This is a genomic window from Candidatus Palauibacter soopunensis (genome assembly GCF_947581735.1).
GTDB classification, from domain to species: Bacteria; Gemmatimonadota; Gemmatimonadetes; order Palauibacterales; family Palauibacteraceae; genus Palauibacter; species Palauibacter soopunensis.
In genome coordinates this window covers 279,716-302,955 of the sequence record NZ_CANPVT010000053.1, presented here as the reverse complement: position 1 = coordinate 302,955, position 23,240 = coordinate 279,716, and the positions used below count along the sequence as shown (strand labels likewise).

The window sequence follows — 23,240 nt, the reverse complement described above, 5'->3', positions numbered from 1 at the left end:
AGTTCGGATTGGAGTCTGCAACTCGACTCCATGAAGCCGGAATCGCTAGTAATCGTAGGTCAGCCATACTACGGTGAATACGTTCCCGGGCCTTGTACACACCGCCCGTCAAGCGATGGAAGCTGGGGGTACCCGAAGCCGGTGGCCTAACCTTCGGGAGGGAGCCGTCGAAGGTAAACTCAGTGACTGGCGCTAAGTCGTAACAAGGTAGCCGTAGGGGAACCTGCGGCTGGATCACCTCCTTTCTAGGGAGATGTCCTTTCGATGAGAAAGGCGCACCTGGACCTCCTGCAAGTCACTCACCTTCTTGTTCAACCTTCCGGCGCCATCGCCGGCCTGCTCCAACCCGTGGTCCGTCCATGACGTTCAGGGCCGGTTTCGTCGCCATCGTCGGACTTCCCAACGTCGGAAAGTCCACGCTGCTCAACGCCTTCCTCGGAGAGCGGCTCGCGGCTGTGACGCCGAGGGCCCAGACGACGCAGCGACGACTCCTCGGGATCTACTCCGACGACGCCTCACAGGCCGTCTTCATCGACACGCCCGGTCTCCTCGAGCCGCGCTACACGCTGCATCGATCGATGAGGGAAGAGGCGCTTTCGGCGCTGGAAGACGCGGATCTCGTGCTCGCCGTGGCGGACGCGGGGTTCGCACCCAGCCTCGACTGGGCCGGCGAGTTCGCGCACTCGATCCGTATTCCGAAGATCCTCTGCCTCAACAAGATCGACCGGGTCGAGACGTCGGGCCGGGAGGAGCTTCGGGCCCGATTCGCGAGCGGCCACTGGGATGGCGTGTACGGGACGTGCGCGACGAAGAAGCAGGGAGTCCCGAAGCTGCTCGAAGCCCTGTCCGCGCTACTGCCGGAGTCGCCGCCCCTGTATCCCGTGGACGAACTCTCCGACGCGCCGGAACGACACTTCGTCGCCGAGATGATCCGGGAAACGTGTCTGGAGGAACTGGCGGACGAAGTACCGTACGCGGTGGCCATCCGGATCGAGGAATTCCGCGAGCGGAAGGGGGGCAGGCCAACATACATCGAGGCCCTGATCCATGTGGAGAAGGAATCCCAGAAGGGCATCGTCGTGGGAGCGGGCGGAAGGACGATCCGGAAGCTCGGGACCCGCTCCCGCCTGAAGATCGAACGCTTCCTCGGCCGGCGGGTCTACCTCCGGCTCCGCGTTAAGGTCCTCCCGAACTGGCGGAAGAAAACACACCATCTTAGGGTGCTCGGTTTCCGGGTTCCCGCGCAGGAGAACTGATGCCCCTCGACGAAAGACTGCTCGAGATCCTCGCCTGCCCCAAGTGCAAGGGCGAGCTGGAATACCGGCTGGGCGACGGTGAAGAAGCGCTCCTGTGCCACGCCTGTCGTCTGAGATACGAAGTCGACGACGGGATTCCGATCATGCTCATCGACGAGGCGAAGCCTCTCTGACCCCCCGCGGGCGCGACCGGGGCCGCCGCCGATCCCGGGGCCCCCGCCGATCGCGAGGTGGCCGGCGAGTCAGCGGACGGTTGCAACGGATCGAGAGCGGCGCGGCCTTCGTCATTCCGGACGAGGGGGACGAGGACATCTTCGTCCGCGCCCGGGATCTCGGTACGGCCGTGGACGGCGACCGCGTGACGGTGAGGATCGAAGACCGCGGACGGCGCGGACCCCGGGGAAGCATCATCGAGGTCCTCGACCGCGCTCGGTCGCACGTTGTCGGCGTCTTCCACGGCGAACGCGGGCACGGGTGGCTCGGCACGACCCAGCCGAAGCTCGGGATCGACGTGTTCATCCCGGCGCGCGAGCGCGGAGAGGCCGAGTCCGGCGACCTCGTGGTCGTCGAGGTCACGGATTGGGGGGAAGAGGGTCCGGGCCCCGCGGGGCGCGTCGAGCGCGTGCTCGGGCCGTCCGGGGATCCCGCCGTGGCGGTGCTCGCGATCCAGGCGGCATACGGGATCCCGGATGCGTTCCCTGAAGCTGTCGAGAAGGCGGCGGTGGCGCTGGCCGCGCGGGGGATCCGGGCGGCCGATCTCGCCGGGCGCGAGGATTGTCGGAGTGACCGCGTAATCACGATCGATCCCGGAGACGCGCGCGACCACGATGACGCGATCTCCATCGAGCGGCTCGCGGGGGGCGGGGCGCGGATCGGAATTCACATCGCGGACGTATCTCACTATGTGCGCGAGGGCGATGGGCTCGACACGGAAGCCTGGGAGCGCGGCACGAGCGTCTACCTCGTGGATCGCGTGCTGCCCATGCTGCCCCACGCGCTGTCGAGCGACCTCTGCTCGCTCGTGCCCGGCGAAGATCGGCTCACGCTGGCCGCTTTCCTCACCGTCGATCGCCGGGGAGCGCACCACGGGACGCGCCTCGCCCGGGCCGTCATCCGAAGCGTCCACCGGCTCTCCTACGAAGAGGCGCAGCACGCGATCGACGGCAGGAACACTCCGGCGACGGAGCGGGATCCGGGCCTGTCCGAAGATCTTCGGGCGTTGCTGGAGGTGAGCCGAAGCTTCCGTCGGCGGCGCAGGGCACGGGGCAGCCTCGACTTCGACCTGCCGGAGTCCCGGGTCGTACTCGACGAAGGGGGGGCTCCCGTCGACGTGCGGCGGCGCGAGCGGCTCGACTCGCACCGGCTGATCGAAGATCTGATGATCGCCGCGAACGAAGCGGTGGCGAGGTGGGCGATCGAGGAGGCGGTTCCGGTACTCTACCGCATACACGAGGAACCGAACCCGGAGAAGCTCGACACGCTGCGCCTCCTCGCCGGCGAATTCGGGCTCTCCTTCCCGGAGCGGAATCCGCGCCCGCGCGACTTCCAGCGGCTGCTCGACGCGGTGAAGGGCAGGGTGGAGGAGCCGATCATCTCGGTCCAGGTGCTGCGGAGTCTCGCCAAGGCCCGCTACGAGACGCGCAACGAGGGCCATTACGGCCTCGCTTCGCCGGCGTACCTCCACTTCACCTCGCCCATCCGGCGGTATCCGGACCTCGTCGTCCACCGGCAACTGGCGCGCTGGCTGACGGAGGCGGGCAGCGTTCGCGACATCAGCCGCGACTGGCTCTCGGCGACCGCCCGGCACGCCTCGGCACGCGAGGAGAACGCGGCCCGGGCGGAGCGGGACTCGGTGGAACTCAAGAAGGTCGAGTTCATGGAACGGCATGTGGGCGACCACTTCGACGGGACGATCAGCGCCACAGCCCGCTTCGGCTTCTTCGTCCGGCTCGACGCGTATGACATCGAAGGGCTCGTCCATGTAAGCCGCCTCGCGGGGGACCACTACGTACACGACCGGAAGAAGCACGCCCTCCGGGGCCGGCGGACGCGAAGGAGCTACCGGCTCGGGGACCCGGTGGGGGTTCAGGTCGTCCGCGTGGATCGCGAGGCACGCCGGGTCGATTTCGACCTCGTGTAACGCGGCTCTCGAAAGTTCGCCTTCCGCGGGGAAACGTGGTCTATTTACGCCCAGCGTGGTTCGGAGACACCACGCCATCACACCCCATACGGACCTGGCGTCGCACGGAGGGACTGGAGCCGGAATGACGGAGTTGGTGAGACAGAAAGAGCGTGCGGAGGCGCTGCGCAGCCGGCTCGATGAGCTACGGGGGTATCTTTGAGATCTCCGCGAAGCTGATCCGCATCGCGGAACTCGAAAAGAAGATGGCGGCCCCCGACTTCTGGAACGACCGCGACGGCGCGAAAGAGGTCATCGGCGAGGCGAACCTTCTCAAGGGTTGGACCCGTCCATGGGCGGACTGCTCCGCCCGGGTGGACGATCTGTTCGAGATGGCGCTTCTGCTCGAGGACGAGGACGACGCCGAGCTGCAGGCGGAACTCGAAGCGGGACTCGAGCGGGCGGAGATGGAGGCCGCTCGCCTGGAGTCGCGGAACATGCTGCGCGGGGAGGACGCCCACCGCAGCGCGCTCGTCACGATCAACCCGGGCGCCGGCGGGACCGAGTCGCAGGACTGGGCGGAGATGCTCATGCGCATGTACCTGCGCTGGGCCGAACAGCACGACTACGATGTCGAGGTCATGGATCTCCTTCCGGCCGAGGAAGCGGGGATCAAGTCGGCCACGCTCGATGTGGAAGGACAGTTCGCCTACGGGTATCTTTCGGCCGAACGGGGTGTCCACCGCCTTGTGCGCATCTCCCCCTTCGACTCGCAGGGGCGCCGCCACACCTCGTTCGCCTCCGTCTTCGTCTACCCGGTCGTGGATGAGGACATCGAGATCGAGGTCAACGACGAGGATCTCAGGGTCGACACCTTCCGCGCGTCCGGGGCGGGCGGCCAGCACGTGAACAAGACGGACTCCGCGGTGCGGATCACGCACCTCCCGACGGGCATCGTCGTCTCGTGCCAGCAGGAGCGCAGCCAGCACAAGAACAAGTCCAAGGCGATGAAGATGCTGCAGGCCGCCCTCTACCAGCGGGCCGTCGAGGAACGGGAGGCGCGCCGGGCCGAACTGGAGGGGGCCAAGACGCGGATCGAGTGGGGGCGACAGATCCGGTCCTACGTCCTGCAGCCCTACAAGATGGTCAAGGACCACCGGACGAATCTCGAGGTCGGCAACGTCGACGCCGTGCTGGACGGCGAGATCGACGGGTTCATCCAGGCGTTTCTCCAGGAATCCGGCAGGACGGGCGCATGAACTGTCCTTCCTGCGGCTCCGAACCCCCGGGACTCCGGGACGGCATCTGTACCTCCTGCTGGTACGGGTCGGAGGAGCGGCCGAAGCCCGTAAGGGACCGCTTCGCGAAACTTGCCCGGCTGCGCGAACTCGGCGTCGACCCCTACGGCCGCGCCTTCGACCGTTCCCACGAACTGCGCGAGGCCTTCGCGGCGTTCGAGGAGGCGGAGGCCGCGGCTCAAGCGGCAACGGACGGCGGGGATCCTCCCGAACTCGAAGGTGTCCGGGTTGCCGGCCGCATCCTCTCCTACCGCGATCTGGGAGGGAGCGCCTTCGCGCACATCGGCGACCGCGACGGGCGGCTGCAGATCCATCTGCGGCGCAACCTCCTGGGCGACGAGGGTTCGGCGCTCGTGGATCTGCTCGACCTCGGGGACTGGGTCGGGGTCGAGGGGACCGTCTTTCGGACCCGGCGCGGCGAGGTCACGGTTCGCGCGGAGTCCCTCGTCCTCCTGACCAAGACGCTCCGTCCGCTCCCGTTCGGGAAGGAGGAGGTCGCCGAGGATGGGCGGCGCGTCGTGCACAGCGGATTCAGTGATCAGGCCTCGCGCTACCGGCAGCGGTATGCGGACCTGGCGGTGAACCCGGAGGTCCGCGAGGTGTTCCGGATCCGGGGCAGGGTCGTCACGGAGCTCCGCCGCTGGCTCGACGCGCGCGGCTTCCTCGAAGTGGAGACTCCGATCCTGCAGCCGCTCTACGGGGGCGCCCTCGCGCGGCCGTTCTCCACGCACCACCACCGGCTCGACCGGAAGATGTTCCTGCGGATCGCGGATGAACTTTACCTGAAGCGGCTCATCGTCGGGAATCTCGACCGGGTGTACGAGATCGGACACGACTTCCGCAACGAGGGGATCGACCGCACGCACAACCCCGAGTTCACGATGCTCGAGCTGTACTTCGCGTTCGCCGACTACGAGGACGTGATGAGCCTCACCGAGACGATGATCGGCGACGTCGCGCGCGAAGTGATGGGGACGACGCGCTTCGAGTACGATGGGGCGGTCGTCGACCTCGCCGCGCCCTGGACCCGGATCCGCTGGGATGAGGCGTTCGCGGAGGCCACCGGACTCGATCCGCGGAAGGCGGAGGACGAGGACCTTCGCGCCCTGGCAAGGGAGACCGGGCGCACCGATGCGGACGAACTCTCCCGCGTGCAGATGCTGGACGCCCTGTTCTCGGACCTGGTAGAAGGCCGGATCACGGACCCGGTCTTCGTGTACGGTCACCCGATCGACATGAGCCCGCTCGCGAAACCGAAGCGGGGCGAGCCGGAGTTCGCGGAGCGATTCGAGGTCATCGCGTGCGGCTTCGAACTCGTGAACGCATTCAGCGAACTCAACGACCCGGCGGACCAGTGGAACCGGTTCGCGGCGCAGCAACGGCTGAGGGAGGCGGGGGACCAGGAGGCGATGGAGATCGATGAGGACTACGTGCGGGCGCTGGAATACGGGCTGCCTCCCACGGGCGGGTTCGGGCTCGGGGTCGACCGCCTCGTCATGCTGATGACGGGACAGACTTCGATCCGCGACGTCGTCCTCTTTCCCATCCTCCGTCCTGAGGAGGGACGCTCGTGAGCGGAGGGCGGGGCCGCTTCGAGCGGTTCGTCGCCCGGCGCTACCTGCGCGGGACCGGGCGCCGCATGTCCGTCTTCGGGGGCTTCCGCGCCTTGGGCCGCTTCCTCGGCCGGCCGTGGCGTCCCCTCGCGGGCACCGGCACCGTGGACGAAGAGGACTCCAGGCTCGTCGCCTTCATATCCAGTCTCGCCGTGGGAGGCGTGGCCGTCGGCGTGATGGCCCTCATCGTCGTCATCGGCGTCCTCAACGGTCTCCAGGAGAGCCTGAGGGACCGAATCCTCAGCGGCGGTCCGCACGCGCACGTGATGGAACTCGACAGCGGCTTCCAGATGGCCGACTGGGAGACGGTCCTCGACCGGGTCCGGCAGGATGACGACGTGGTCGCGGCCTCTCCGTTCGCCTTCAACCACGTCATCCTCACCCAGCAGGGCGACCGTTACAACGAATCCATCGTCCTGCGCGGGATCCCGGACGACCCGGACGGGATGCGGATCGCCGGGCTCATGGAGCACCTCATCATCGGGGAGCCGCCCTTTGGCGCGACCGAATCCGGGAACCCGGGCATCGTGGTGGGGCGCGGTCTCGCACAGAAGATGGGTCTCTACCAGGGCAAGGTCATCGTCGCGCTGTCCACCCGGGACGCGACGCTGTCGGCCGCGGGGCTCTCGGCCTCGCTGCGGCGCTTCGAGGTCACGGGGATCTTCCAGACGGGGCTCTACCAGTACGACGACGAGCTTGCGATGGCCCCGCTCGCCGAGGCGCAGGCCCTGTTCGGGCTCGGCGACGCCGTAACCGGCATCGAGTTCGATGTGAGCGACCCGTGGCAGGCGACGGAAGTGTCCGCGCGGCTGGAGGAGGCGCTCGGCTGGCCCTACCGCGTGGAGGGCTGGCAGGAACTCAACCGGAGCCTCTTCTCCGCGCTGCGCCTCGAGAAGCTCGGCATGGCCGTCGTCCTCATCCTCATCGTCCTCGTCGCTTCCTTCAACATCGTCTCGACGCTCGTGATGATGGTCGCCGACCGGACGCGCGAGATCGGGATCCTCCGCTCGATGGGGGTGACGGCCCGGGGCGTCGGAAGAGTATTCACCAACATGGGGCTGTTCATCGGCGTCGTGGGCACAACGCTCGGGGCCGTCCTCGGGGCCATCCTGGCCTGGGCGCTGACCCGCTACGAGTTCATCACGCTCCCGAGCGATGTCTACTTCATCGACCGGCTGCCGATCTCGCTCGCGCCCCTCGATGTCACGCTGATTGTCGTCGGCTCGCTGCTCATCTCCTACCTGGCCACGATCTATCCGGCGCGAAAGGCCGCGGCGCTCGCGCCGGTCGACGCCATCCGGCACGAATGACGGCGGAGCGCGGGGGAGTCCCGCCGGCCGCGGTGCGGGCGGTGGGACTCGAGCGGACCTTTCCGAGCCCGGATGGCGGCCTCCTCCCCGTCCTGAAGGCGATCGACCTGACCGTGGCCCCGGGGGACGCCCTCGCGATCGTGGGTCCGAGTGGGTCGGGGAAGTCCACGCTGCTACATTTGCTCGGCGCCCTCGACCGGCCGACGGAGGGAGATGTCTGGCTCGGGGGCGAGCGGGTGTCGGAACTGGAGGGGGAGCGGCTGGCCGAGTTGAGGAACCGGTTCGTCGGCTTCGTGTTTCAGTTCCATCACCTGCTGCGCGACTTCACGGCGCTGGAGAACGTGATGCTGCCGCGGTTGATCGCCGGGGCATCGCGGGAGGAAGCCCGCGACCGGGCCGCCGAACTGCTGGCTCAAGTCGGGCTGTCGGAACGGGCGAGCCACCGGCCGCGCCGGCTCTCCGGCGGCGAACAGCAGCGGGTCGCGGTGGCGCGGGCGCTGGCGAACGCGCCCCCGCTCGTGTTGGCGGACGAGCCGTCCGGAAACCTGGACGCGGAGGCGACGCTGCGCCTGCACGATCTGCTGTTCGAGCTGGTGGACGGGCACGGCGCGGCTCTGGTCGTCGTGACGCACAGCCGCGAACTGGCGGGACGCGCGAGTCGGGTGCTCCGCATCGAGAGCGGCGGACTCGTCGCGGCGCGATGAAGCGCCGGGCGAGGTAACGGAGAAACGGGATGGACTGCGAAAACTGCGGAGAGCGCAAGGCGAAGATCACCCTTACCGAGATTGAGAACGACGAGATGCGCACGCTCAATCTCTGCTCGACCTGCGCGACGTTGAAGGGTGTGGCGGCCGGCGGCGGATCCGCGCCCATGGCGGATCTGCTCGCGCACCTCGGCGGGAGCGCCGGGGACAACCTGTTCGACGAGTCCGGCGAGGCTTGCGAATACTGCGGCACCGGCGCAGGCGACTTCCGCAAATCGGGGAGGCTGGGTTGTCCGCAGTGCTACGCGCAGTTCCACCGCCAGCTCCGCGCGCTCCTCCGCCGCGTGCACGGCTCTTCGCAGCACATGGGGAAGGTGTACGTGAGTACGGCCCCCGACGCGGACCCGGAGCAGGTCCGCCTCTCCACCCTAAGGAGACGGCTTGAGCGCGCCGTGGAGATCGAGGATTTCGAATCCGCGGCGGACCTCAGAGACGCGATCCACGCGCTGACGGAGGTCTCGTGACGAACGGGCCGGCGGCCGCGCCGCCCATTGGAACTCACGGTCTCGACTGGTTGGATGAAGAGGGCCCCGATGGCGATATCGTCGTCTCGAGTCGCGTACGCCTCGCCCGCAACCTCCAGGGTTACTCGTTCTCCGCGCACGCGACCGGCGACGAGCGAGAAGCCCTGCTCGAGAAGGCGCGGGCGGCGACGGATGCGGCGGGCGTGCTCGAAGAGGTCGATTTCTGGGAGATCTCCCGTCTCGACCCGGTCGATCGCCTCCTCCTGCTCGAGCGGCGCCTCGTAAGCAAGGAACTCATCGGCGGGCCCGAAACCGGACCGCGTCGCGGCTCGGGTCTTGCCCTTTCCCGGACGCGCGCGCTCGGGATGATGGTGAACGAAGAGGATCACCTCCGGCTGCAGACGCTGCGCGGGGGTTTCCAGCTCGCGGCCGCCTGGCGAGACCTCGATCAGCTCGACGAGGAGATCGGCGCACGTCTCCCGTACGCCTTCCATCAGGAGTTCGGCTTCCTGACCTCGTGTCCGACCAATGTAGGAACCGGGCTGCGGGCTTCCGTCTTCATCCATCTGCCCGGTCTCGTCCTCACCCGTCAGATCCGCAAGGTGCTGGAGGGGATGGGGCAACTCGGCGTCACCTATCGGGGTCTATACGGAGAGGGTTCGAGGATCGTGGGAAACCTGTTTCAGATCTCGAATCAGACGACACTGGGCAAGACGGAGGAGGATCTGATCGACCAGCTCGAACGCCTGGTCGGCCGCGTCATCGGATACGAGAAGCAGGCGCGGGCCGTGCTGCTGCGCGAGGCGCCGAACGTGCTCGAGGACAAGGTCTGGCGAGCCTACGGGATCCTGTGTCACGCAAGGAGTCTGCCCTTCGAAGAGATGATGAACCTCCTCTCCGGGGTCCGGCTCGGCATCTCGCTGAAACTTCTAAAAACACCCCGGGTAGACGTGATCAGCCGCATGATGATCCACGCCCAGACCGCACATCTCGCGCGCGCGGCGGGGCGCCGGCTCGACGAGGCGGATGCGGACGCGTTCCGCGCGAGCTACGTTCGAAGAGCCCTGAATGGCGCGGGATAGTCACGCTGCCGACCGTCAGGTCGACGCCACATGAGACTCGGATGAACTACAACTTCACGGATCGTGTTCGGAAAGTGCTCGCCATGGCGCGCGAGGAGGCCATCCGCCTCAAGCACGATTACGTGGGCACGGAGCACATCCTCCTCGGCCTGATTCGTGAAGGCGAAGGCGTCGCGGCCGCGGTTCTGGCCAACCTCTCGGCCGATCTCGACGAGTTGAAGCAGCTCGTGGAAGGGAACATCCGGACGGGGAAGAGCAGTTCGTCGATCGGCGAACTCCCCTACACGACGCAGGCGAAGAACGTGCTCGAGCACGCGATGGCCGAAACGGAGGAACTCAACCACACCTACGTGGGCACGGAGCACCTGCTGCTCGGTCTCCTCCGCCAGGAGAAGGGGCTCGCGGCGAAGGTGCTCGGAGAGGCCGGAATCGGACTCGACAGCGCGCGGGCCGAGACGCTGAAGCTGCTCGGGACGGATATGCCGGCCGGCGGTGCGCCCGCCGCGGCCTCCGTTTCCGATCCCTCGAGTGCGTCGGGCACGAAGGGGGACAAGAAGTCGAAAACCCCGGCGCTGGACCATTTCTGCCGCGATCTCACGCAACTCGCAAAGCAGGGCAAGCTCGATCCGACGATCGGCCGGCTGGGCGAGATCGAGCGCATGATGGAGGTCCTCTCGCGCCGCAAGAAGAACAACCCCGTACTCATCGGCGAGCCGGGGGTGGGCAAGACGGCGATCGTCGAAGGGCTTGCCCAGGCGATCCAGCGGGGCGACGTGCCCGATAGCCTGAAGCGGCACCGGGTCCTCGCGCTCGATATGGCCGCGGTCATCGCCGGCACCAAGTACCGGGGTCAGTTCGAGGAGCGTCTCAAGGCGATCGTCAACGAGACCTCGCAGGCGAAGGGCGTCATCCTCTTCATCGACGAATTGCACACGCTCGTCGGCGCGGGCGCGGCGGAAGGTGCGATCGATGCGTCGAACATGCTCAAGCCGGCCCTCTCGCGGGGGGAGCTTCAGTGCGTGGGCGCCTCCACGCTGAATGAATACCGGAAGTACATCGAGAAGGACGGCGCGCTGGAACGTCGCTTCCAGACCGTGATCGTCGAAGCTCCGACCATCGATGAGACCGTCGAGATCCTCCAGGGTCTGCGGAAGTACTACGAGGACCATCACAACGTGGAGATCCCGGATGCATCGCTCTCCGCGGCCGCCCGGCTGGCGGAACGCTACATCACGGACCGCTTCCTCCCCGACAAGGCCATCGACGTGATCGACGAAGCCGGCGCCCGGTCGAGGCTCGCCGCTCAGGTGCCGCCCGCCGAGGTGCAGGAGTTCCACACGAAGCTCGAGGAACTCGCGGAGTGGAAGGACGCCGCGATCAGCGACCAGGACTTCGAGCGTGCCGCCTACCTGAGGGACCGCGAGAAAGAGGTCCAGGAGGAGATCAAGCGCCGGCGGGACGAATGGGAGCGGGCGCGGGCCGAGTTCCGACCCACGGTCGACGAGGAGGATATCGCCTTCATCGTGGGCCGCTGGACGGGGATTCCCGTGACGCGGCTGAGGGAGGCGGAGACGGATCGCCTGCTCCGCATGGAGGACGAACTGCACGAGAGCGTCGTCGGGCAGGATGAGGCGATCGAGGCGGTGAGTCGCGCCATTCGCCGCGGGCGGGCGGGCCTCAAGGATCCCGACCGGCCCATCGGGAGCTTCATCTTCTGCGGTCCGACGGGGGTGGGGAAAACCGAACTGGCTCGGGCTCTGGCGCGCTTCCTCTTCGCGGAGGAAAGCGCGCTCGTACGCGTCGACATGTCGGAGTACATGGAGAAATTCTCCGTGAGCCGTCTCATCGGTGCGCCGCCGGGCTACGTCGGCTACGAGGACTCCGGCGCCCTCACGAAGGCCATCCGTCGACGGCCGTACAGCGTCGTCCTGCTCGACGAGATCGAGAAAGCGCATCCCGACGTCTTCAACATCCTGCTCCAGGTCCTCGACGAGGGCCGGCTGACGGACAACTACGGCCGGGTCATCGACTTCAAGAACACCGTCGTCATCATGACCTCGAACGTCGGGAGCCGTGACATCGGAAGCTCGACCCGCGTGGGCTTCACGGAAGATGCGAGCGGGATCGACTACGACCAGATCCGGGAGCGCGTCTCGGATGAGATCGAACGCGTGTTCACGCCCGAATTCCTGAACCGGGTCGAAGAGACGATCGTCTTCCACCCGCTGTCGAAAGAGCAGCTGGGAGAGATCGTGCATATCCAGCTCCGGGAGGTGCAGAAGCGCCTCGCGGAGGAAAGGCTCGAACTCGAACTTACCGAAGCCGCGATCCGGTTCCTGGTGGACCGCGGCTATGATGAGAAGTTCGGGGCCCGCCCGCTCAAGCGGACGATTCAGCGGCACGTCGAGGATGCGCTCTCCGAGCGGATCCTGATGGCCGATTTCGAGCCCGGCGATCAGATCCGCGTGGATATCGCCGAAGATGAGGACAGCCTGGTGTTCGCCACGCCCACGACTTCTTCGGCGAAATGAACCGCCGGCGGCCGCCTGCCAGCGCGGCGGGCGGACTGGTGCTGACAGGCCTGATCCTCGGGCTCGCCGCCGCGGAGCCGGCCTCGGCGCAGATTCAGCTCGACCAGTCGTCCGTCCGTGTCGATTCGGTCGTGGTGGTGGGGAATCAACGCCACTCCGCGAACATCATCATCACCCGCAGCGGCCTCCGCCCGGGCAACGTCGTGCGCCAACCCCAGATCCAGGACGCGATCCGCCGCCTCTTCAGTTCCGGGGACTTCTCCGATGTCGAGATCGGGGTGGCGGAGTCGGACGATCCCGAGCGCGGCGTCTTCTACATCCGCGTGGAGGAACGGCCCTACATCACGCAGTACGCGTTCCGCGGGCTGGAACGGGTGGACGAAGACGTCATCCGCGACACCGTCGGCCTCACAAGCAACAGTCCGCTCGACCCCAGTCGCATCGGGCGCGCGCGCGTCACAATGCTCGAACTGTTGTCGAACGAAGGGTTTCCGACCGCGAGCGTGGATACGCTCATCCGCCCTGACCCGGCGTTTCCTCCGGACCTTCTCGTTGTGTTCGACGTCGACGAAGGGCCGCGGCTCGGGATCACGGCGATCACATTCGCGGGGAACGAAGCGTTCACGGACGGCGAACTCCGGGCGGCGATGGCCACGGATGAGGAGGGGTTCTTCTGGTTCGATTCCGGTGAACTCAAGAGGGACGAATTCCGGCGCGACCTGACGGAGCGCCTCCCGGACTTCTACCGCTCGCACGGCTATCTCGACTTCGAGGTGCTCGGGGACACGGTCATCTCGGACCGCGTGACCGGGAAGGGCCGGATCGAGATCCGCGTCGCGGAGGGCGCCCAGTACCTGCTCGAGGATCTGAGGATCACGGGCAACCGCGCGTTTCCGCTCGCGACGATCGAGCCGATCGTGCGCCGCGACCAGCACGAGGCCGAAGGGGACGAGGCGTATCCTCCCTTCAACTTCACCGCCTTCTACGCTTCGCCGGCGGACCTCGGAGACCTCTACCGGAACAACGGATACCTCGGGTCCCGCGTCACGCCGGATGTGCGGCGCGTGGACGTCCCCGAAGGCGAGGCGCCCCGCGTCACGGCCCATCTCGTCATCCAGGAAGGCGCGCGAAGCTATATCCGGGAGATCGCGATCGAGGGGAACACGGCCACGCATGACCGCGTGATTCGGAACCGCCTGCTCATCTTCCCCGGTGACGTGTACTCGCAGGAACGCCTGATCCAGTCGTTCCAGAACATCCAGGGGTTGAACTTCTTCGAGCCGCTGCCGCCGGATGAGGCGATCAACATCCGCCCGCGCCCGGACGGGGACATCGACATCTCGCTGCGCGTCCAGGAGAAGCAGACGGGGACGCTGAACTTCGGGATCACCGCGTCCGGCTACACGGGGCTCGCGGGGTTCATCGGCTATTCGCAGCCGAACCTCTTCGGGCTCGCGAAGACGGGAAGCTTACGCTGGATCTTCGGCCGCCGGCAGCGGGACGCCGATATCAGCTACTCCGATCCGGAACTCTTCGGAAGCCACTACTCCGCCAACGTCACGCTGCGGAGTTCGCGCGACCAGTTCACCGGCTTCAGCCTCGGAGACCGCCGCCAGACGGGCGGCCTGACGGAAGTCGGCATCCCCATCTTCGGGATACGGAACACGCGCGTGTTCGTGGGCTACTCGATCTTCGACGACGACGTGCGGGGGCTGGACACGACGAACGTGATCGGGCGGCGATTCTCGCTCTTCTCCGGCGTGCGATCGACGCTTTCCGGGCGCCTGGTCCAGGATAGCCGGAACAACCCGCTATTCGCGACGGCCGGCGCCCGGAACCAGCTCGCGTTCCGGCAGACGGGCGGCTTCCTCGGAGGCGATGGGAACTACCAGAAGCTCGATTTGACGAGCGAGTGGTTCGTGCCGGTGGGTCGGCTCGGCGGGGGCCCCGGGAGCACGAGTCCGCCCATCGAACTCACCTTCGGCCTCAGCTTCGAGGCCGGGCTCATCCTGGGCCGGAATCCGTTCTTCACCGAACGCTACTATGCGGGGGGCACACAGGCGGGGATCCAGTTACGAGGATACGACGAGGCTTCCGTAACTCCGTCGGGGCACATCCCGGACAACGCCCCCTTCAGCGACCTCGACCGCGTGGGGGAATCGTTCTTCCGGACCGGGGTGACTTTCGGGATCAAGCTTACGAGCAGCATCTTCATGAGTGCTTTCATGGACGCCGGAAACGTCTGGCTGGACGCGAGCCAGCTCAACCCGACGGACCTTCTGGTAGGGGCGGGGATCGGCGCGAGTCTCGTGACGCCGTTCGGTCCCCTAGGTCTCGACTACGCATACGGATTCGATCGGCGCGATGTCCTGGGCCGGCCGGATCCGGGTTGGCAACTGCACTTCAAGTTCGGACGTGTGTTCTGAACCGAGAGGGATACCGACATGAACTGGATCCACGGGGGCGCAAGGCCGGCCGTGATGCGCGCGCTGGCGCTTGGCTCGCTGATCGCGGGCCCTCTGGCCGGTCAGGAGCAGCCGGGGGCGCCGGCGACGCTGGAAGCCATCCCGCTGCCCCCTGAGGGGACGCCGATCGTCTACGTGAACACGCAGGCCATCCTTCCCGTCGCACCCGGCGCCGATTCGGCGGGCGCCGCGTTTCAGCGCCTGTCCCTCGAGTTCGAGGGCGAACTTGAGGTTTTTGCGGCGGAGATCGACTCTCTCATTGCGGCGTACCAGCAGCAGCAGTCACTGCTCGACCCGGCGGGACGCCAGCAGAAGGAGCAGGAGATCCGCAACAAGCAGCAGGAGGCGGCAGGGCGGCAGCAGGAACTGAACGTGGAACTCGATCGGCGTCGCGCAGAGCTGCTCGAACCGATCGTGGTGCGCGTGAACGAGGTGATCGAGGAGATCCGCGCGGAACGCAGCTACTCGATCGTGCTCGACATCGCCGCGGGCGTGGTGGCGGCGGACACCTCCCTCGACATCACGACCGCGGTGCTCGAGCGTCTCGGGGTGGACCTCGCCGCCCTCTCGGCCCTGCCCGGTAGCTAGCAGCCGGCGCGGGGCCCGACCCGTTCCGCGAATGACGACGTTCACGGTCTCCGATCTCGCTCGTCGCGTGGGCGCGGATGTCCTGGGTGATCCCGACCGCCGGCTGAGCGGAGTCGCCTCGCTCGACGTCGCCGGCCCCGAAGACCTGGCCTTCTTTGCCCGCGAAGCCATGCGGGAGGCCGTACACGGGACGCGGGCGGGGGCGGTGCTGACCCCGCGCAGCTTCGAGCCGAGCGACGTTCGGTTCAGCGTCCTGAAGGTCGATGATCCCCATCTGTCCTTCGCCAGGATCGTGCGGCTGTTCCATCCGGAGCCCTCGCCGCCGCCGGGGATCCACCCGTCGGCCCGCGTCGACGAGGGGGCGCGAATCGGCGAGGGGGTGTCGCTCGGCCCCGGCGTCGTGGTGGAGGACGGGGCCCGGATCGGCCGTGGGACGTGGGTGGGGCCGGGGACGCTGATCGGCCGCGGAGTCCGGATCGGGGTCGACTGCCGGCTCGACCACGCCGTCTCCGTCCTCCACGGGGTCGAGATGGGCGACCGGGTGCGCGTGCACGCCGGCGCGCGCATCGGAACGGATGGCTTCGGGTACGTGCCGGGGCCGAGCGGGGCGCACAAGGTGCCGCAGATCGGCGGCTGCGTGATCGGAGCCGACGTCGAGATCGGAGCGAACTGCACGATCGACCGCGGCGCGCTCGACGATACACGGATCGGCGACCGGACCAAGCTCGACAACCTCGTGCACGTGGGGCACAACGTACGGATCGGGAGCGATTGCCTCATCGCGGCGCACGTCGGCATCGCGGGGAGCTGCGACATCGGCGCCGGAACGCACCTCGGCGGCCAGGCCGGCGTGGCGGGCCACCTGATGATCGGAGCCGGCGCGCGCATCGCGGGCCAGACGGGCGTGGTTCAGGACGTGCCCGCCGGAGCGGAGCTGGGAGGGACGCCGGCCAGGCCCCAACGGTCGTGGCTGAAGGAGGCCGCCCACCTGAGCAGGCTGCCGGACCTCTTCCATCGCGTCACGCGGCTCGAGCAGTGGCTGGGTGCCCGCGAGGGCGATCGGGCGATCCGGCGGGACGGGTCGGGCGAAGAAGGCGCTTGACGGCGAAACAGCGCACGATCGCGCGGGCCGTGGAGGTCCGCGGGTACGGAATACACACGGGCGAGCCCTCCATCGTGCGGCTTCGCCCTGCGCCCGAACACGGCGGCCTGCGCTTCCGTCGCACGGATCTCCCCGATGCGCCGGAGATACCGGCCACGGTGGAGTCCGTGCACTCCGCCTACCGCGAGACCGCTCTCCGGCGGGGCGACGCCGTGATTCGCACGGCCGAACACGTCCTCGCCGCGGCGCACGGGCTGGCGCTCGACAATCTCTGGATCGACGTTGCCGGGCCCGAACCGCCCGCTCTCGATGGGAGCGCGGCCGGCTGGTGCGACCGGCTGCTGGAAGCCGGACCTGTCGCGCAGGAAGCCGAGGCACGGTGCCTCCGGATCGGCCGGCCCCTGCAGCTGAAGGCCGGGGGGACCCGGTACGATGTCCTCCCCGCGGAGTTCGGGCGGGTTTCGGCCACGATCGACTTTGACCACCCTCTCATCGGGCGGCAGTCCGCGAGCGCGCGACTGGAGCCTGTGGCGTTCGCACGGGAGATCGCGCCGGCCCGCACTTTTGGTCTGTCCGCATGGGGAGACGCGCTCCGTGAGCGGGGACTCGCGCTCGGAGCGACGCGGGACAACACGCTCGTCCTCTCCGCGGACGGACTCGAAGCCGGGCAGGAACTCCGTTTCCCCGATGAATTCGTGCGGCACAAGATCCTGGACATCATCGGCGATCTCGCACTCGTGGGCGCGAGACTGCAATGTCATGTGGTCGCGGAACGACCGGGACACCACGGCAATCTGGAACTCGCCCGCCGACTGGCAGCCCGTGGCACGACACAGGGATACGATTGAGGCAGAACGAGACGAACGAGGAAGGGTGATGGACATCACCGAAATACTGAACATCCTCCCGCATCGGTATCCGATGCTTCTGGTGGACCGGGTGCTCGAGATCGAACCGGGGCAACGGATCGTCGGCCTGAAGAACGTGAGCGCGAACGAACCGTTCTTCGCCGGGCATTTTCCCGGCCGTCCCGTGATGCCCGGGGTGCTCATCATCGAAGCGCTCGCACAGTGCGGGGGAGTCCTCCTGATGAGCGGCCTGCAGGACCCCGAGGACAAGGTCATCTACTTCCTGTCGGTGGACGGCGTGAAGTTCCGGCGGCCCGTCATCCCCGGAGACCAGTTGATCCTCGAACTCGACCTCGTTCAGGGGCGAGGCAAGCGCGGGAAGCTGAAAGGGATTGCGCGGGTCGACGGCCGCGTCGCGGCGGAGGCCACGATTCTCGGACAGGTCATGGACCGGTGACCTCGGCGGGTTACGCACCGGGACGCCACGCGACGGCGGTTGTGGATCCGTCGGCAAGCATCGCCTCCAGCGCCACCGTGGGGCCGTACACCGTCATCGGCCCCGACGTGGAGGTCGGCGAACGGGTCCGGATCGGCCCGCACGTGCTCATCGAACGGGATACGCGCGTGGCCGAGGATGTGCGCATCGCGAAGGGCGCCGTCCTGGGCTCGGACCCGCAGGATCTGAAGTACGCGGGTGAACGCACCTTCCTGGAGATCGGACGACGCACCGTCGTCCGCGAGTTCACGACGCTCAACCGGGGGACGGCAGCGAGCGGTCTGACTTCGGTCGGGGCGGACACGCTCGTGATGGCCTACGTGCACATCGCCCACGACTGCCTCATCGGAGATCATGTCGTACTCGCGAACGGCGTGACCATGGGGGGACACGTCGAGATCGGAGACTGGGGAATCGTCGGAGGGCTGACGGGGATCCACCAGTTCACGCGCATCGGCCGGCACGCAATGGTCGGAGGAGGCGCGCGCGTCTCGCGGGACGTTGCACCGTACACCCTGGTGGGGGGAGGCCGTACCCGCACGTACGGCGTCAACCGTATCGGACTCGAACGCCGGGGGTTCGAGCCGGATGCAATCCGTGCCCTGCAGGCCGCCTACCGGACGATCTTCCGGTCGGGTGACCCGCTCCGGGCGAGTCTCGATCGCGTGCGGCGGGGGAACATGACTCCCGAAGTGCGAGAACTCGTGGAGTTCATCCTCCATTCCGAACGTGGCGTTACCGCGACCCGCGTCGGACCGGACGACGACCTCCCGCCGGAGCCGCGAGAGGCGAAGACCCGGTCTGCCGTGTGAGCCGCATTCCGGCCGGCGTCGTTGGCGTCGGGAAGCTGGGCGCCGAGCACGCCCGACTCCTGGCGCAGAGCGACGCGTTCGAGTTGGAGGGGGTCCACGACCGGTCGGCCGCGCGGGCGAACAAGGTCGCGGGTGCGTTGTCCGTACCGGCCTTCGCGGACGCTGAGGCGCTGCTGGACCGAGTCGAAGCCGTCGTCGTCGCGGTGCCCACCGTGGCGCACCACGAGGCCGCCGCCGCCGCGATCCGGGCGGGTTGCCACGTACTGGTCGAGAAACCGCTCACCACGAGCCTCGGCGAAGCGGATGAGATCCTCGCGCTCGCGGAGGAGCGGGGGGTCGTTCTCGGCGTCGGACACGTCGAGCGCTTCAACGGCATCCTCCTCGCCGCGGATCCATGGCTGGATCGACCGCGGTTCATCGAGTCGCTGCGCATGGCGCCGTTTCAGCCCCGGGGTGCGGACACCACGGTGATCCTGGATCTCATGATTCACGACATCGACCTCGTGCTCACCCTGACGGAGGCCCCGCTGGCGGACGTGCGGGCGGTGGGTGTGCCCGTCATCTCCCCCCGGATCGACCTCGCCAACGCCCGCCTGTCGTTCGAGGACGGCACGGTGGCGAACATCACCGCGAGCCGCGTGGCGCTGAAGGCAATGCGAAAGCTGCGGTTGTTCCAGCGCTCCGGGTACTTCAGCTTGGACCTGGCGGCCGAAACGGGACATCACTACAGGCGGCGCGATCCACGGACCGTGACCGCAATCACGGGGGTGGAGGCCCTGGTGGAGCACGTGCCGCTGGAGGCTCGCGGCGGCGAGGCGCTCGCGCGGGAACTCGAGGCCTTCGCCGATGCGATCGCGGGACGCCCGAGCCGCCTGGTATCGGGTCGCGCGGGCAGGGAGGCACTGGAAGTCGCGATTCGAATCACCCGCGAAATCGAGGAGTTCGTACATGTCGTTGCTCAAGATTCGTGAGGAGCGGAAGAAGCTCGGAGGCGCGGTGAAGCGGGGACCCCGGACGCTGGTTCTCCTCATCCTCCTTGCGCTTGTCCTCTTGTTGATGGCCTACCTCGGCCGCCTGTCCTGACCCCACGTCCACGACCGGCGGTCTTCATCTCCGCCGGCGAATCCTCGGGAGACCACCACGGCGCGGCGGTCGCGCGGGAGATCCGCCGGAAGCTGCCCGAGGCGAGGCTGTTCGGCATCGGCGGGCGCGAGATGGACGCGGCCGGCGTGTCGAGGATCGCCGGGCTGGACGAGTTGTCCGTCATGGGCGGGACGGAGGTGCTGCGGCGTCTGCCGGGCTTCCTTCGACTGGAGCGCAGGATCCGGCGCCTCTTCGTGACGGAGGATGTCCGGCTGTTTCTTCCGATCGACTACCCGGGACTGAATCTGCGGCTTGCCCGAAGCGCGCGGCGGCAGGGACGTCGGGTCCTCTACTACATCGCGCCTCAGGTATGGGCCTGGCGTGAGGGCCGGGCCAGGAAACTGCGACGCGATTGCGACCGCGTCCTCACCGTGCTCCCGTTCGAAGCGGCGCTGCTCGCACGATACGGCGTGCGCACGGACTTCGTCGGGCATCCCCTGCTCGACGCGACGCACGCTCCCGACGGTGGTGTGGGGGCCCGCCCGACGACCGGGTCCGGCGTGGCGATGGGGGGCCGCCCATCCGATTCGGGGAGGGTGATCGGACTCTTCCCGGGATCACGGGAGCAGGAGGTCCGGTGCATGCTTCCTGTCTTCGCGGAGGCGGCGCGGGAACTCGCGGGGCGGCACCGGGATCTCGATTTCATCATCGCGCGCCCACCGCACCTTCCGGAATCCCTCTATGCCGAAGCGGGATTCCCGACCGCCGGCGCGCGTGAGGCCACGACGCGGTCCTGGGCTGCCCTCACGAAGTCCGGCACGATCACCCTCGAACTCGCGCTCGCGGGGGTGCCGATGGTCGTGGGCTACCGCATGGGCAGGGTGGAGTGGGCCATCGGCCGTCGGCTCGTGCGCGTGCCGTCCATCGTGCTCGTCAATCTCGTAGCCGAGGCCCCGGTCGTGCCGGAGTTCCTTCAGGATGGGCTGACGGCCGAGGGGGCGGCGGCAGCGCTCGAGACGCTCCTCCACGAAGAGGCGCCGGCCCGGCGCGAGATGTTGCGCGGCTTCGAGGTCGTTCGCGAGCGGCTCGGCCACCCCGGCTGCGCGACGCGCGTGGCGAGGCACGCGATCGAGCTTCTGACCAACCCCGATTCCGAGCGTTGCCCCGGCACGCCGTGCTGAGCGCCCGCCGCATCCCGCTGGGCCTCGCGGTCCGACTCGTGCGGGCCGCGCTTCCGATCAGCCGGACGTGGCGCCTCCGGCACCCCGATGACCCCGGCCGGCCGTATCGGCCTCGGCTGAAGCACGAGGTCCACGCGTGCTGGCACGAACACCTCCTCCCGCTCACCTGCCTCTTCGCGGGCCAGGAACTCGCCACGCTCGCGAGCCGTGACCGAGACGGCGAGATCATCTCGCGCGTCCTCCGGCGCCTCGGTTATCGCGTGGCCCGGGGTTCGAGCACGCGGGGCGGTTCGGCCGGTTTCCGCCAACTGACCCGCGCGTTCGCTTCGGGGCGCGGCGTGATTCTCACGGGCGATGGACCGCGCGGCCCCCGCCGATCGCTGAAGGAAGGCGCGGCGCGCATCGCGGCGCTGACCGACAGCTCCGTGACGGTGGTGGGGGTCGCGGCCTCTTCGGGCCGGCGGCTCCCGAGCTGGGATCGCTTCCTCATCCCCGCTCCGGGGGCCACGGTGTTTGTGTCGCCCGCTCCGGTCGCCGAGGGGTACGCGCCGGACACGGGAGACATCCAGGCGGCACTTCAACGCGAGGTGGCCCGCTGCGAGCAGGCGGCGCGCGAGGCGCGCTGGACCCGTCCGCCGGGAATCGTACGCAGGGGGGGCGGGCAGGATCGCACGCCTCGGCCGGAGCGCGAGACTCCCGTGCGGCGCTCGCTCGAACTCCGCCTCCGCAGGCAGTGGCGCCGCCCGCGCGCGGCCCTTCCGATGAGAGGGCTGGCCCGCATCTACGGCGGCGTCCACGACGGCCGGCACCGCCTGTACGACGTCGGGGTCCTCGCCACGCACTCCGCCGCCATCCCCGTGATTTCGGTCGGCGGCGTCACGGTCGGGGGAAGCGGCAAGACACCGCTCGCCGCCTGCATTGCCCGCATGCTTCGGGAGGCCGGGCACCGGCCGGCCATCCTCGCGCGGGGATACACCGACGAGCTCGAGTTGCTCGCGCACGAAGCGCCGGGAGCGTCGATCCGCGGTCACCCGGACCGGCTCCGGTCCGCGCGGCGGGCGGCCGCGGAGGGGGCAACCGTCGTCATCGTCGACGATGGCTTTCAGCATCGCCGCCTCTTCCGGGACCTCGACCTCCTGGTCCTCGACCGGGACGCCCTTCGCCGCACGAACCGTGAGCGTCTCCCCGCGGGTCCCTTTCGCGAGCGCTGGGAACGCGCGGTCGCCCGCGCGGACGCGATCCTCTGCACGGGACGGGAGCCCTGGACGGCCGAACTGTCCCGCTTCGACGGCGAACTCCGAGTCCGTTGCGGCAGCCTGGCCCCCAACGTTCCGGTGGCGACGGCCGTGTTCGGGCACGGACCCCTCGAAGCGGCCAGCGCCGGAGCGCGCCGTTGGGCCGGGTCGCCGGCCCCCCGTGTCGCCTTGACCGGGATCATGAAGCCCAATCTCTTCTTCGCGCAGGCCGGCGCCGCGTGCGCGTCGGTTCGGGAGCGACTCGCGCTGAGCGATCACGGGATTCCATCGCCGCGAGAGCGGACGGCCGCGGTCGACGCGGCGGGGCGGGGCGGCGTCCTCACCACCCGCAAGGACGTCTCCCGACTCCGCCCGCTCTTCGACCCGGGCCTGCCGATCTGGGTTCTCCCCGAGACTCTCGCATGGAAGGCCGGCTGGGAAGACGTGAGACGCCTGATTCTCGATACGGCATCGGGTCGGAAAGACCGTGATCCGGCGGCCGGGAGGTGACACGGATCCTCGTGGCCTCGGTCGGACGGAACCGGGCCACCGCTCTACAAAGGGCGACGGACGAGTATGAAGACCGCCTGCGGCGGTACATCCGGTTCGAGGTCGTGCTCGTCGACCCGGCCGGACTTCCGGATGCGCGCGCCACGGAGGCGCGGGAGCGGGAGGCGGCGGCCCTCGAGCGGCGCCTCCCGGACGAACTGGACCTCATCGCCCTCACACGGGAAGGTGAGCGATGGACGACGCGGGCCCTCGCGGACTACCTCGACGACATGCGCACCTACGGACGGCCGGGAGCCGCGTTCGCGATCGGAGGGGCGCATGGACTCGCCCCGGGGCTACTCGCCCGCGCGCGGGCTCGGCTCGCGCTTTCGGCCATGACGCTCCCGCACGAGGTCGCCCGACTCGTCCTCACGGAGCAACTCTACCGGGCGGCCACCATCCTCCGTGGCGAACCGTACCACAAGGGACCCTGAGCGAACCGTG

21 protein-coding genes and 1 rRNA gene are annotated in these 23,240 nt (G+C 68.4%); all 22 read left to right on the top strand.

The window, feature by feature from the left end; all coding sequences use genetic code 11:
* Positions 1-245 (top strand): 16S ribosomal RNA (locus RN901_RS14780); the annotation flags it as partial.
* 114 nt (positions 246-359) lie between these two features.
* Positions 360-1,256, top strand: coding sequence for a GTPase Era (gene era, locus RN901_RS14775; protein ID WP_310759066.1), 897 nt, complete (start codon positions 360-362; stop codon positions 1,254-1,256).
* Entirely contained in the window at positions 1,256-1,429 is a 174-nt protein-coding gene (locus RN901_RS14770) for a Trm112 family protein (RefSeq protein WP_310759065.1), read from the top strand. The genes era and RN901_RS14770 overlap by 1 nt, the downstream gene beginning before the upstream one ends.
* Positions 1,351-3,396 (top strand): ribonuclease R, encoded by a 2,046-nt coding sequence (gene rnr, locus RN901_RS14765; protein ID WP_310759064.1) that lies wholly within the window; start codon positions 1,351-1,353, stop codon positions 3,394-3,396. The genes RN901_RS14770 and rnr overlap by 79 nt, the downstream gene beginning before the upstream one ends.
* Positions 3,397-3,520: 124 nt before the next feature.
* A protein-coding gene (gene prfB / locus RN901_RS14760; RefSeq protein ID WP_345782404.1) for a peptide chain release factor 2 occupies positions 3,521-4,634 on the top strand; the annotation gives its coding sequence in 2 pieces (ribosomal slippage) (positions 3,521-3,595 and positions 3,597-4,634; 1,113 coding nt in all).
* Entirely contained in the window at positions 4,631-6,247 is a 1,617-nt protein-coding gene (gene lysS / locus RN901_RS14755; protein WP_310759062.1) for a lysine--tRNA ligase, read from the top strand. Before prfB ends, lysS begins: the two co-directional genes overlap by 4 nt.
* Entirely contained in the window at positions 6,244-7,596 is a 1,353-nt protein-coding gene (locus RN901_RS14750) for an ABC transporter permease (protein WP_310759061.1), read from the top strand. The genes lysS and RN901_RS14750 overlap by 4 nt, the downstream gene beginning before the upstream one ends.
* The gene (locus RN901_RS14745) at positions 7,593-8,300 is read left to right on the top strand and encodes an ABC transporter ATP-binding protein (RefSeq protein WP_310759060.1); all 708 of its coding nucleotides are present in this window, start codon (positions 7,593-7,595) and stop codon (positions 8,298-8,300) included. The genes RN901_RS14750 and RN901_RS14745 overlap by 4 nt, the downstream gene beginning before the upstream one ends.
* Positions 8,301-8,329: 29 nt before the next feature.
* Positions 8,330-8,824 carry a UvrB/UvrC motif-containing protein gene (locus RN901_RS14740; protein ID WP_310759059.1) on the top strand — a complete coding sequence of 165 codons (495 nt, stop codon included), beginning with the start codon at positions 8,330-8,332 and terminating at the stop codon, positions 8,822-8,824.
* On the top strand, positions 8,821-9,906 hold the full coding sequence (locus RN901_RS14735) for a protein arginine kinase (RefSeq protein ID WP_310759058.1): 1,086 nt from the start codon (positions 8,821-8,823) through the stop codon (positions 9,904-9,906). The genes RN901_RS14740 and RN901_RS14735 overlap by 4 nt, the downstream gene beginning before the upstream one ends.
* A 41-nt stretch (positions 9,907-9,947) precedes the next feature.
* On the top strand, positions 9,948-12,437 hold the full coding sequence (locus tag RN901_RS14730; RefSeq protein WP_310759057.1) for an ATP-dependent Clp protease ATP-binding subunit: 2,490 nt from the start codon (positions 9,948-9,950) through the stop codon (positions 12,435-12,437).
* Between the two features lie 38 nt (positions 12,438-12,475).
* The gene (gene bamA / locus RN901_RS14725; RefSeq protein ID WP_310759056.1) at positions 12,476-14,863 is read left to right on the top strand and encodes an outer membrane protein assembly factor BamA; all 2,388 of its coding nucleotides are present in this window, start codon (positions 12,476-12,478) and stop codon (positions 14,861-14,863) included.
* Positions 14,864-14,881: 18 nt separating this feature from the next.
* A complete protein-coding gene (locus tag RN901_RS14720) occupies positions 14,882-15,490 on the top strand; it encodes an OmpH family outer membrane protein (RefSeq protein ID WP_310759055.1) in 609 nt (202 codons plus the stop codon).
* Between the two features lie 31 nt (positions 15,491-15,521).
* Positions 15,522-16,592 carry a UDP-3-O-(3-hydroxymyristoyl)glucosamine N-acyltransferase gene (lpxD, locus tag RN901_RS14715; protein WP_310759054.1) on the top strand — a complete coding sequence of 357 codons (1,071 nt, stop codon included), beginning with the start codon at positions 15,522-15,524 and terminating at the stop codon, positions 16,590-16,592.
* Entirely contained in the window at positions 16,589-17,440 is an 852-nt protein-coding gene (gene lpxC / locus RN901_RS14710; protein WP_310759053.1) for a UDP-3-O-acyl-N-acetylglucosamine deacetylase, read from the top strand. Before lpxD ends, lpxC begins: the two co-directional genes overlap by 4 nt.
* Before the next feature lie 28 nt (positions 17,441-17,468).
* Positions 17,469-17,897, top strand: a complete 429-nt coding sequence (gene fabZ / locus RN901_RS14705; RefSeq protein WP_310759052.1) for a 3-hydroxyacyl-ACP dehydratase FabZ — start codon at positions 17,469-17,471, stop codon at positions 17,895-17,897.
* On the top strand, positions 17,894-18,748 hold the full coding sequence (gene lpxA / locus RN901_RS14700; protein WP_310759051.1) for an acyl-ACP--UDP-N-acetylglucosamine O-acyltransferase: 855 nt from the start codon (positions 17,894-17,896) through the stop codon (positions 18,746-18,748). Before fabZ ends, lpxA begins: the two co-directional genes overlap by 4 nt.
* Positions 18,745-19,719 (top strand): Gfo/Idh/MocA family oxidoreductase, encoded by a 975-nt coding sequence (locus RN901_RS14695; RefSeq protein WP_310759050.1) that lies wholly within the window; start codon positions 18,745-18,747, stop codon positions 19,717-19,719. Before lpxA ends, RN901_RS14695 begins: the two co-directional genes overlap by 4 nt.
* Positions 19,697-19,831 carry a hypothetical protein gene (locus RN901_RS14690; RefSeq protein WP_310759049.1) on the top strand — a complete coding sequence of 45 codons (135 nt, stop codon included), beginning with the start codon at positions 19,697-19,699 and terminating at the stop codon, positions 19,829-19,831. The genes RN901_RS14695 and RN901_RS14690 overlap by 23 nt, the downstream gene beginning before the upstream one ends.
* Complete coding sequence (gene lpxB, locus RN901_RS14685; protein WP_310759071.1) at positions 19,828-21,012, top strand: lipid-A-disaccharide synthase; 1,185 nt, start codon at positions 19,828-19,830, stop codon at positions 21,010-21,012. The genes RN901_RS14690 and lpxB overlap by 4 nt, the downstream gene beginning before the upstream one ends.
* A complete protein-coding gene (locus tag RN901_RS14680; protein WP_310759048.1) occupies positions 20,991-22,757 on the top strand; it encodes a tetraacyldisaccharide 4'-kinase in 1,767 nt (588 codons plus the stop codon). Before lpxB ends, RN901_RS14680 begins: the two co-directional genes overlap by 22 nt.
* On the top strand, positions 22,754-23,230 hold the full coding sequence (locus RN901_RS14675) for a 23S rRNA (pseudouridine(1915)-N(3))-methyltransferase RlmH (protein WP_310759047.1): 477 nt from the start codon (positions 22,754-22,756) through the stop codon (positions 23,228-23,230). The genes RN901_RS14680 and RN901_RS14675 overlap by 4 nt, the downstream gene beginning before the upstream one ends.
* Positions 23,231-23,240: the final 10 nt, after the last annotated feature.

Bases quoted from the DNA above. Each gene is read 5' to 3' on its own strand.
- era (WP_310759066.1), top strand. From the start codon at position 360: ATGACGTTCAGGGCCGGTTTCGTCGCCATCGTCGGACTTCCCAACGTC.
- RN901_RS14730 (WP_310759057.1), top strand. From the start codon at position 9,948: ATGAACTACAACTTCACGGATCGTGTTCGGAAAGTGCTCGCCATGGCG.
- RN901_RS14720 (WP_310759055.1), top strand. From the start codon at position 14,882: ATGAACTGGATCCACGGGGGCGCAAGGCCGGCCGTGATGCGCGCGCTG.
- fabZ (WP_310759052.1), top strand. From the start codon at position 17,469: ATGGACATCACCGAAATACTGAACATCCTCCCGCATCGGTATCCGATG.
- RN901_RS14740 (WP_310759059.1), top strand. From the start codon at position 8,330: ATGGACTGCGAAAACTGCGGAGAGCGCAAGGCGAAGATCACCCTTACC.
- lysS (WP_310759062.1), top strand. From the start codon at position 4,631: ATGAACTGTCCTTCCTGCGGCTCCGAACCCCCGGGACTCCGGGACGGC.
- RN901_RS14770 (WP_310759065.1), top strand. From the start codon at position 1,256: ATGCCCCTCGACGAAAGACTGCTCGAGATCCTCGCCTGCCCCAAGTGC.
- RN901_RS14745 (WP_310759060.1), top strand. From the start codon at position 7,593: ATGACGGCGGAGCGCGGGGGAGTCCCGCCGGCCGCGGTGCGGGCGGTG.
- lpxD (WP_310759054.1), top strand. From the start codon at position 15,522: ATGACGACGTTCACGGTCTCCGATCTCGCTCGTCGCGTGGGCGCGGAT.
- RN901_RS14690 (WP_310759049.1), top strand. From the start codon at position 19,697: ATGTCGTTGCTCAAGATTCGTGAGGAGCGGAAGAAGCTCGGAGGCGCG.